Source organism: Streptomyces sp. FH025, from assembly GCF_017427025.1.
GTDB lineage: Bacteria > Actinomycetota > Actinomycetes > Streptomycetales > Streptomycetaceae > Kitasatospora.
Genome location: NZ_JAFLNG010000329.1, coordinates 1 through 8313 on the forward strand (window position 1 = coordinate 1; position 8313 = coordinate 8313).

The 8313-nt window shown below is 72.1% G+C and carries 7 protein-coding genes and 1 pseudogene; 2 read left to right on the forward strand and 6 right to left on the reverse strand.

The window, feature by feature from the left end; genetic code table 11:
• From J0670_RS22295 to hisC, 6 genes are all read right to left on the reverse strand, one after another.
• Positions 1–610, reverse strand: a 610-nt coding sequence (locus J0670_RS22295) for a flavin reductase family protein (protein WP_207813420.1), incomplete at its 3' end; no start/stop codon positions are given.
• 217 nt (positions 611–827) lie between these two features.
• Positions 828–1481, reverse strand: coding sequence for a DUF5666 domain-containing protein (locus tag J0670_RS22300; protein ID WP_207813421.1), 654 nt, complete (start codon positions 1479–1481; stop codon positions 828–830).
• Between the two features lie 9 nt (positions 1482–1490).
• On the reverse strand, positions 1491–2702 hold the full coding sequence (locus tag J0670_RS22305) for an ABC transporter permease (protein ID WP_207813422.1): 1212 nt from the start codon (positions 2700–2702) through the stop codon (positions 1491–1493).
• Positions 2699–3520 (reverse strand): ABC transporter ATP-binding protein, encoded by an 822-nt coding sequence (locus J0670_RS22310; RefSeq protein ID WP_207813423.1) that lies wholly within the window; start codon positions 3518–3520, stop codon positions 2699–2701. The genes J0670_RS22305 and J0670_RS22310 overlap by 4 nt, the downstream gene beginning before the upstream one ends.
• A gap of 2 nt (positions 3521–3522) precedes the next feature.
• Positions 3523–4941, reverse strand: a complete 1419-nt coding sequence (locus J0670_RS22315) for an efflux RND transporter periplasmic adaptor subunit (RefSeq protein WP_207813424.1) — start codon at positions 4939–4941, stop codon at positions 3523–3525.
• Between the two features lie 266 nt (positions 4942–5207).
• Complete coding sequence (hisC, locus tag J0670_RS22320; RefSeq protein ID WP_207813425.1) at positions 5208–6287, reverse strand: histidinol-phosphate transaminase; 1080 nt, start codon at positions 6285–6287, stop codon at positions 5208–5210.
• A gap of 335 nt (positions 6288–6622) precedes the next feature.
• Here hisC and J0670_RS22325 point away from each other — a divergent pair, with 335 nt between their 5' ends.
• A complete protein-coding gene (locus J0670_RS22325; protein WP_207813426.1) occupies positions 6623–7780 on the forward strand; it encodes a LacI family DNA-binding transcriptional regulator in 1158 nt (385 codons plus the stop codon).
• Positions 7781–7982: 202 nt separating this feature from the next.
• Positions 7983–8313: pseudogene (locus J0670_RS22330) on the forward strand (hypothetical protein); the annotation flags it as partial.

Below are 8313 nucleotides of genomic sequence, written 5' to 3' on the forward strand. Positions count from 1 at the left end.
GCATGTTCCAGCCCTCGGCGAGCCTCGACGGGTGGACGTTGTCTCCCCCGCCGAAGAACTCGCAGAACTTCATGATCAGCGGGTCCCAGCCGAACGGGTCCACGTAGTGCGTCCCGGGGATGACGAGGTCTTCCTCGACATGGGCGCGGAGGACCTCGACCTCGAAGGCGGTGGCGTGCCGCTCGGGGACGCCGAAGGGGTGGGACGAGACGACCCTGCACTCCAGTTGGACCGGGCATTCCGCGACCCTGGGGGCCCGGACCAGGTCCGACGCCTGTTCGGTCAACCCCGCGACCGAGAACTTGTCCCGCTCGTACCGGTAGCCCTGCTCAACCTTGTAGTCCGGCATGGCCGGCCTCGCGGTGGTGAGCGCGATCCGGTCGACGGCGTCGACCATCGCCGACGAGGGCAGGTTGAGCACGCACTCGCCCTCCCGCATCAGGTTCAGGGTGGTCTGGGCGTTGTTGCCGAGACCGAGCATGCAGGACTGGCCCAGCCACCAGGCCGAGGACATCGGCATGAGGTTCGCCGTGCCGTCCTCGTTGAGTGAGCTGATCAGCACCACCGGGGTTCCGAAGTACAGGACCTTGAGCCCGGGGACGACGTGCATGCGCTGTGCCTTTCGCGAAGTGCCGGATGGACGGGTCCGCGATCGGGAACACGAACCGCCACCGACTCTCCCGTGGGCGAAGCACCGACGCTGGCGGAAAGACGCCATCGCATTCGGGAGGCCGAGGACATCGACGACCCGCGCCGCAGACGCGCGAAGGCCCTCGCCCACTCGGGAGGGCGAGGGCCTCGCGGTTCGTCCGGCCTGCTTCCGGGGGTCAGCCGCCGGACGAGTTCCTGGGGGTGCCGCCGCCGAAGCCACCGCCGCCACCGCCGAAGCCACCGCCTCCGAACCCGCCGCCGGCGGCAGCGCCTTCGACGAGCTGGGTGGCGTTGTAGCCGCCGCTGGCATCGGGCGTCCCGACGACCGTCACGCTCTGCCCGGGCAGGAGGTCGGCGACCTTGCCCTCCTTGTTGAGCTGGACCTTCGTCGCCTCACCCGTGGTGACCTTGATGGTGTTGCCGTTGGAGTCGGTCAGATAGACCGTGTTGCCGTCCACCGCCTTGACCGTCCCCCGCGCGAAGCCGGCCTGGCCACCGCCCTGACCCTGGCCCTGGCCCTGGCCCTGCCCGCCCCGACGACCGGCGTTCTGCCCGTACCCGGAACCGGCCGCCGCCGGAGCGGCCGCCGCCCGAGGGGACCTGCCGCTCGACCCACCGCTCCCGTGGTTCTGCTGGAACCAGACCCCGCCCGCGAACGCCCCCGTGGCGATCACACCACCGGCGAGGACCAGCGAGAGCCAGGGCAGCTTCCGGCGCGGCGGCGCCGCCAGCTCGGCGCTGACGTCCCGCGCGTCCGGCGGGGTGGCGAGGAGGGCCACCTGCGCGGCCTGCTCCGCCCGGTCGTCGACCGTGGCGATCTCGTGGCTCATGAGGTCCTCCTACTCGTGCCGCAGGGCGTCGATCGGCCGCAGCGAGGCGGCCCGGTTGGCGGGGTAGCTGCCGAAGAACAGCCCGATGGCGACGGCGATGCCGAACGCGCCGAGCACCGATTCGGGGATCACCACCGGCTTGATGCCGACGATGCTGAAGTGCGAGCCGACGATCCCGGCCGCCACTCCCAGCCCCGCGCCGATCACCGACAGCAGGGTGGACTCGGTCAGGAACTGCCCGAGGATCACCGCGCGCGGCGCGCCGAGCGCCTTGCGGATGCCGATCTCCCTGGTCCGCTCGGTGACCGTCACCAGCATGATGTTGGTGATCCCGATCCCGCCGACCAGCAGCGAGATCGCCGCCACCGCGCCCAGCAGCACGGTGAAGGTCTTGCTGGTGCTCTCCCGCGCCGTGAGCAGCGAGGCCTGGTTGGTGATCCGGAAGTCGGCCTTGCTCGGGTCGGCGATCGCGTGGGTGCCGAGCAGCACCCGGGTGATCTCCGCCTGCGCCGCCGTGGTCGTGTCCGCGGAGGCGGCCTGCACCAGGATCTGGTTGACCGGCCCGAAGCCCGTGAACGCGTTCTGCACCGTCGGCAGCGGCGCGATCACCACGTCATCCGGGTCGGTGAACCCGCTGCCGCCCTTGGCCTGGAGCACGCCGACCACCGTGAACGGCGTCCCGCCCAGGACGATCTTCTTGCCGACCGGGTCCTCGGTGTCGAACAGCTGCTTGGCCGTCGTCGCGCCGAGCACCGCGACCTTCCGCGAGCCCAGCACGTCGTCGTCCGTGAAGTACTCGCCGTGCGCCACCTTCTGGTTGGCGGTCTCGAAGTACGCCGGGTACGTGCCGACGATCGAGCCCGGGCTGTACGAGATGTTCCCGTACAGCGCCGTGCCGCTCGTCGTGACCACCGGGGCGACGGACCTGATCGCCGAGGAGTCCCCGTCGCTCGCCAGCGCCTTGGCGTCGGCGACCGTCAGCTTCTTCACCGAGGAGGTGGCCCGCGAGCCACCCGCCGCCGAACCGGCGCTCACCGTCAGCGAGTTGGTGCCCAGCGAGGTGATCGATTCCTTCACCGCCCGCGAGGAGCCGTTGCCCACCGCCAGCAGCAGGATCACCGAGGCCACACCGATCAGCACGCCCAGCATCGTGAGCGCCGAACGCACCTTGTTGGCCGCGAGCCCGCCCAGCGCGAAGCGGAGCGTCTGCCAGATGATCACGCCCGCACCCCCGCCCCGTACGCCTCATGGGTCTCGTACAGGAAGGGCGGTGGCCCGTCCACCGGCGCCTGCCGGACGTCGTCGACGATCTGCCCGTCGACCAGCCGCAGCACCCGCTTGGCGTGCCGGGCGACCTCGTCCTCGTGGGTGATCAGTACGACCGTACGGCCGGTGGCGTTGAGCCCGTCGATCAGGGCCAGCACCTCCTCCGTCGAGCGGCTGTCCAGGTTGCCGGTCGGCTCGTCCGCGAGCAGCATCGCCGGCGCCGTCACCAGCGCCCGCGCGACCGCGACGCGCTGCTGCTGGCCGCCGGAGAGCTCGTTGGGCTTGTGTCCGGCCCGCTCGGCGAGACCGACCAGCGACAGCGCGGCCATCGCCCGGCGGCGCCGCTCGGAGGCCCGCACGCCCGCGTAGGCGAGCGGCAGCTCGACCTGGGCGAGGGCGGTGGTGCGCGGGATCAGGTTGAAGGACTGGAAGACGAAGCCGATCTTGCGGTTGCGCACCAGCGAGAGCTGCTGCTCGTCGAGGTGCCCGACGTCGACGCCGTCCAGCAGGTAGCGGCCGGAGGTGGGGACGTCCAGGCAGCCGAGGATGTTCATCAGGGTGGACTTGCCGGAGCCCGAACTGCCCATCACGGCGACGTAGTCGCCCTGCTCGATGTCCAGGTCGACGCCGGCCGGCCCGCCGGTCGCCGGGTCGTCCGGGCCGCGCAGCGCGTGCACGGTGGCGTCGCCGTGCCCGTACGACTTGGTGAGCCGGCGGATCCGGATCACCGGCACGGGGTGCGCGGGGACGCGCTTGTCGATGACGTGACGCATGCTCAGCCCTTACCGCCCCGGCCGCCGCCGCCACCGGCACCGGCACCGGCACCGCCGGGGATGCCGACGGCCCCTCCGGCACCGGCACCACCGCGGCCGCCACCGCCGCCCAGGCCCGGGAAGGAGGCGTTCGGGAAGCCGTTTCCGCCGCTGGTGCTGGCCAGTTCGACCTTGTCGCCCTCCTTCAGCCCGGAGAGCACCTGCACCGTGCTGTCGCCCTCGACGCCGACCGTGACGCCGACCCGCTCGGTGCTGCCGTCCTCGTGCACCAGCGTCGCCGTCCGGCTGGTGCCGGTGCCCGACAGGGCCGAGGTGGGCAGCGAGAGCGCGGCGTCCGCCTCGCCGGTGATCACCTGGACGGTCGCGCTGAGGCCCGTGCGCAACGTGCTGGTGTCACCGCCCAGTTGCAGTGTGGCCGCGTACTGGACGGCGGAGGAGCCCGCGGCGCCGCCGCCGGAGGAACCGCCGACCGGCAGCGAACTGACCGACAGGACGGTCGCGTTGAGCTTGGTGTCGGACTGCGCGTTCAGGGTGACCGTCGCCGCCTCGCCCTTCTTCAGCTTGAGCGAGTCGAGCTCGGAGAAGTTCGCGGTGACCTGCATGCCGGTCGGGTTGGTCAGCACGATGAAGCCGCTGAGCGAGCCGGAACTCCCGCCGGCGCCCGTCGTCTTGGCCGCACCGGACGAGGAGGAGGACGCCGAGGAGCCGCTCGCCCCGACGGTGTCGCCGACCTTCCCGGAGACCGAGGCGACCGTCCCGTCCACCGAGGCGGTCAGGGTGGTGCCGGCCAGCGCCTGCTGGGCGTTGGTGAGGTTGGTCTGCGCGGTGGCCACCTGCTGCTGGGCCTGGGCCACGGCCGCGTCGTCGACCTTGGTGGTGGTGATGGTGGTGGTCTGCGGGGCGGGCGCGCTGCTCCCGCCCGCCCCGCGACCACCGCCACCGCCGCCGCTGCCGCTGCCGCTGCCGCTGCCACCGCTCGGTGTGGCACCCGAGTCGGTGGAGGGCAGCGGCTCGGTGGTCGTCGTGGTGACCCCGGCCTGCGCCTTGGTGAGGTTGGCGTTGGCCGTGGTGAGGGCTGCCTGGGCCGAGTCCACCTGCTGCTGGGCCGCCGTGGTGTCGACGGTCGCGAGCACCTGCCCCTTCTTGACGGCGTCCCCGACCGCGACCTTGACCGCGGTGAGCCGCCCGCCGGTGGCGAAGTCCTGGGCCGCGTCGGTCGGCGAGACCAGGGTGCCGGTTCCGGACACGGTGGCCAGGACCGTGCCCTTGGCCACCGTCGCGGTACGGGCGGCAGGCTTGGCCGCGGCCGTACCGCCGCTGCCGTCGACCGTCACGTACACCAGGGCGGCACCGCCGAGCAGGGCCACGCCGAGCGCGGAATTGACGAGGACGGCACCTCGCCGCCGTGGGAGCACCTTCATGGCGGACAGCTTCCCGGGGAGCTCTTGCGGAGCCCTGGGCACGAGCTGGGAGAAGACTGATCGACCGCATCCGGGCATGCCGGACGAAACGGTCAGCCCGCGCGGTCGCCTTGCCCGGGGCGTGGCCGTTGGTTGGCGGAACTCCCAGCCACCTCCCAGCAACGCACAGCCATCCGGGAGGCGGCCGGGCGGAAACGCCGCAGGGGCGCACCCCGTACGGGAGTGCGCCCCTGCGCCGCGAACGGACCTCGGCGTCCTGACGGACCTCAGAGCGTCTTGCGGAACGCCTCCGCCACCGAGAGGAAGATCGAGTTGCCCTCGGCCTCGCCGATCGACACCCGCACGCCCTCCGGGAACGGCCGAACGATCACCCCGGCCTCGGCGCACGCGGCGGCGAACTCCGCCGAGCGCTCGCCGAGCGGGAGCCAGACGAAGTTGGCCTGCGAGTCCGGGATCTCCCAGCCCTGCTCGCGCAGCCCGGCGACGACCCGGGCGCGCTCCTCGACCAGCGCCTCCACCCTCACCAGCAGCGCCTCCTCCGCCCGCAGCGAGGCGACGGCGGCGTCCTGGGCGAGCTGGCTGACGCCGAACGGGACGCCGGTCTTGCGCAGCGCGGTCGCCACCGGCTCGTGCCCGATCGCGAAGCCGACCCGCAGACCCGCCAGGCCGTACGCCTTGGAGAAGGTGCGCAGCACGCAGACGTTGGGGCGGTCGCGGTAGAGGTCGATGCCGTTGGGCACCTCGGGGTCGCGGATGAACTCGATGTACGCCTCGTCCACGACCACCAGGACGTCGCTCGGCACGGCGTCGAGGAAGCGCTCCAGCTCGGCGCGGTGAATCACGTTGCCGGTGGGGTTGTTGGGGTTGCAGACGAAGATCAGCCGGGTGTTCGGGGTGATCGCGGCGAGCATCGCGTCCAGGTCGTGGTCACCGCCGGCGGTGAGCGGGACCGGGACGGGCGTGGCACCGGCGACCTGGGTGATGATCGGGTAGGCCTCGAAGGAGCGCCAGGCGAAGATCACCTCGTCGCCCGGGCCGGCCGTGGCGAGGATCAGCGACTGGGCGACGCCGACCGAGCCGGTGCCGAGGGCGATGTGCTCGGCGGGGACGCCGAAGCGCTCGGCCAGCACGGCGGTCAGCTCGCTGACACCCATGTCGGGGTAGCGGTTGAACGAGCCGGCCGCGGCGACGGCGGACTCCAGCACGCCCGGCAGCGGGTCGTACGGGTTCTCGTTGGAGGACAGCTTGTACGCGTCGGCGCCGGCCGGCTTGCCGGGCTTGTAGGTGGGGATGCCGTCCAGGGTCGGACGCAGGCGGGGGCCCTGCGCTGACGTACCACTGCTCACGGTCGTACTCCTTCGTGTCTCTCCGGTCCGCCCGCCCTGCCACGGTCGGGATCGCCGCCGTGCCCGGGATCTCGGAACGCGTCCGGACCACCCCGGTCGGGTGTCTTGCACGATACCGACCCGCCCTCACCCGTAGGAGTGAGATGCCCGGTCGGGTTACAGGTACAGATCAGCCATTCTGCCCGGTTCCTTTGGCACATGTCAGAGGTAAGACGGCCGGTTTCAGGCGGGGATCGAAGGGGCGCACCCCGGCTCACTCATGGAGAAACGTATCTCCAAAGGCTTCCGATGCGCCGGTCACAGACCCTTGTCAGGAGCCATACGATCGGTCCGCCATGACAGCAGCAGCCAACCAGAGCGGTCGGCGTCCCACCACCTCACGGCGTCTGGAGCGGGCCGGCATCCGGGATGTGGCAGCAGCCGCCGGAGTGTCGATCACCACCGTCTCCGACGCGCTGAACGGAAAGGGCCGCCTGCCCGACGAGACCCGCAGCCGGGTGCGCGAAGTCGCCGAGCGCCTCGGCTACCGCCCCTCGGCGGCGGCCCGAACCCTGCGCACCGGACGGTCCGGCCTGATCGGGCTGACCGTCACGACCTACGGTGAAGAGCCGTTCACCTTCACCGAGTTCGCGTACTTCGCCGAGATGGCCCGGGCCGCCACCAGCGCCGCCCTGGGCCGCGGCTACGCGCTGGTGGTGCTGCCCGCCTCCTCCCGGCACGACGTCTGGGGCAACATCGCCCTGGACGGCACCGTGGTGATCGACCCGCCCGACCAGGACCCTCTGGTCAGCGAGCTGTACCGGTCCGGCGTCCCGGTGGTCAGCGACGGCAAGCCCGGCAACTGCCCGGTCACCGCCTGGGTCGACAACGACCACGAGGCCGCCGTGCTCGGCATCCTGGACCACCTCTCCGAGGCCGGCGCCCGCCGGATCGGCCTGCTCACCGGCACCAGCACCGACACCTACACCCGGCTCTCCACCGAGGCCTACCTCGGCTGGTGCGCCAAGGTCGGCCAGGAGCCGGTGTACGAGACCTACCCCGCGCACGACCCGGCCGCGGGCGCCGTCGCCGCCGACCGGCTGCTCGCCCGCCCCGACCGGCCGGACGCCGTCTACGGCCTGTTCGACCCCAACGGCACCGACCTGCTCGCGGCCGCCCGCCGCTACGGCCTGCGGGTGCCGGACGACCTGCTGCTGGTCTGCTGCAGCGAGAGCGACGTCTACGCGACCACCGAGCCGCCGATCACCACGCTCTCGCTCAAGCCGCGCAAGATCGGCACCACCGTGGTCAACCTGCTCATCGACGCCATCGAGGGCGTCGACTCCGGGACGGGCGTGGACATCGCCCGGCTCTTCCCGCCGCGCTTCCGCACCGCCGGCAACGGACCGCCGCCGGGCACCCTGATGCCGACCGAGCTGATCGTCCGCGCGTCCTCCCAGCGGCGGAGCCCGCGCACCACCGTCAGCCCGCCCCGACCCCCGGGCGAGGTGTAGCCCGGGCCACGCACGGCCCAGGCGCCGCCCTCAGGTGAGGTCTAGACCGCGCTCACATCGGCGGACAACCTGACAAGGCGGCGCCGAGACCATACCGAGCCGGGACAAAACGGACCTTGCGGGACGGCCCGGCTGACGCTCCGGAGGATTGGATACCCACCAGGTGACGACGGCGGGAGAGTGGTCTTCCTATGATGGGCGAATGACACCCGAGGACCGCTTCCCCGGGCCCGAGCACCCCCACTCGGGCCCCCGCCACCAGCCGGACCTCGACGTGCTGCCGTACGGCTCCTACTACGAACCCGAGCCGGCCCCGGGCTACCAGGGCACGCCGTACGACGCGGAGACCTACAGCGGGTACGGCGGCGCACGCTACCTGGAGCAGCACTGGCCCACCGACGGCCAGGAGCACCTCCACACCGTGCACGCCCAGGGGCCGCAGGGCGCGAACCACACCCCGGTGTTCTCGCACGGGGAGCAGGGCGGGTACGGCGACAACGGGTACGACGGGCAGGAACACCCGGGGTACGACG

Coding starts and splice junctions, on each gene's coding strand:
- J0670_RS22300 (WP_207813421.1), bottom strand. CDS start 1,481: ATGAGCCACGAGATCGCCACGGTCGACGACCGGGCGGAGCAGGCCGCG.
- J0670_RS22310 (WP_207813423.1), bottom strand. CDS start 3,520: ATGCGTCACGTCATCGACAAGCGCGTCCCCGCGCACCCCGTGCCGGTG.
- J0670_RS22315 (WP_207813424.1), bottom strand. CDS start 4,941: ATGAAGGTGCTCCCACGGCGGCGAGGTGCCGTCCTCGTCAATTCCGCG.
- J0670_RS22325 (WP_207813426.1), top strand. CDS start 6,623: ATGACAGCAGCAGCCAACCAGAGCGGTCGGCGTCCCACCACCTCACGG.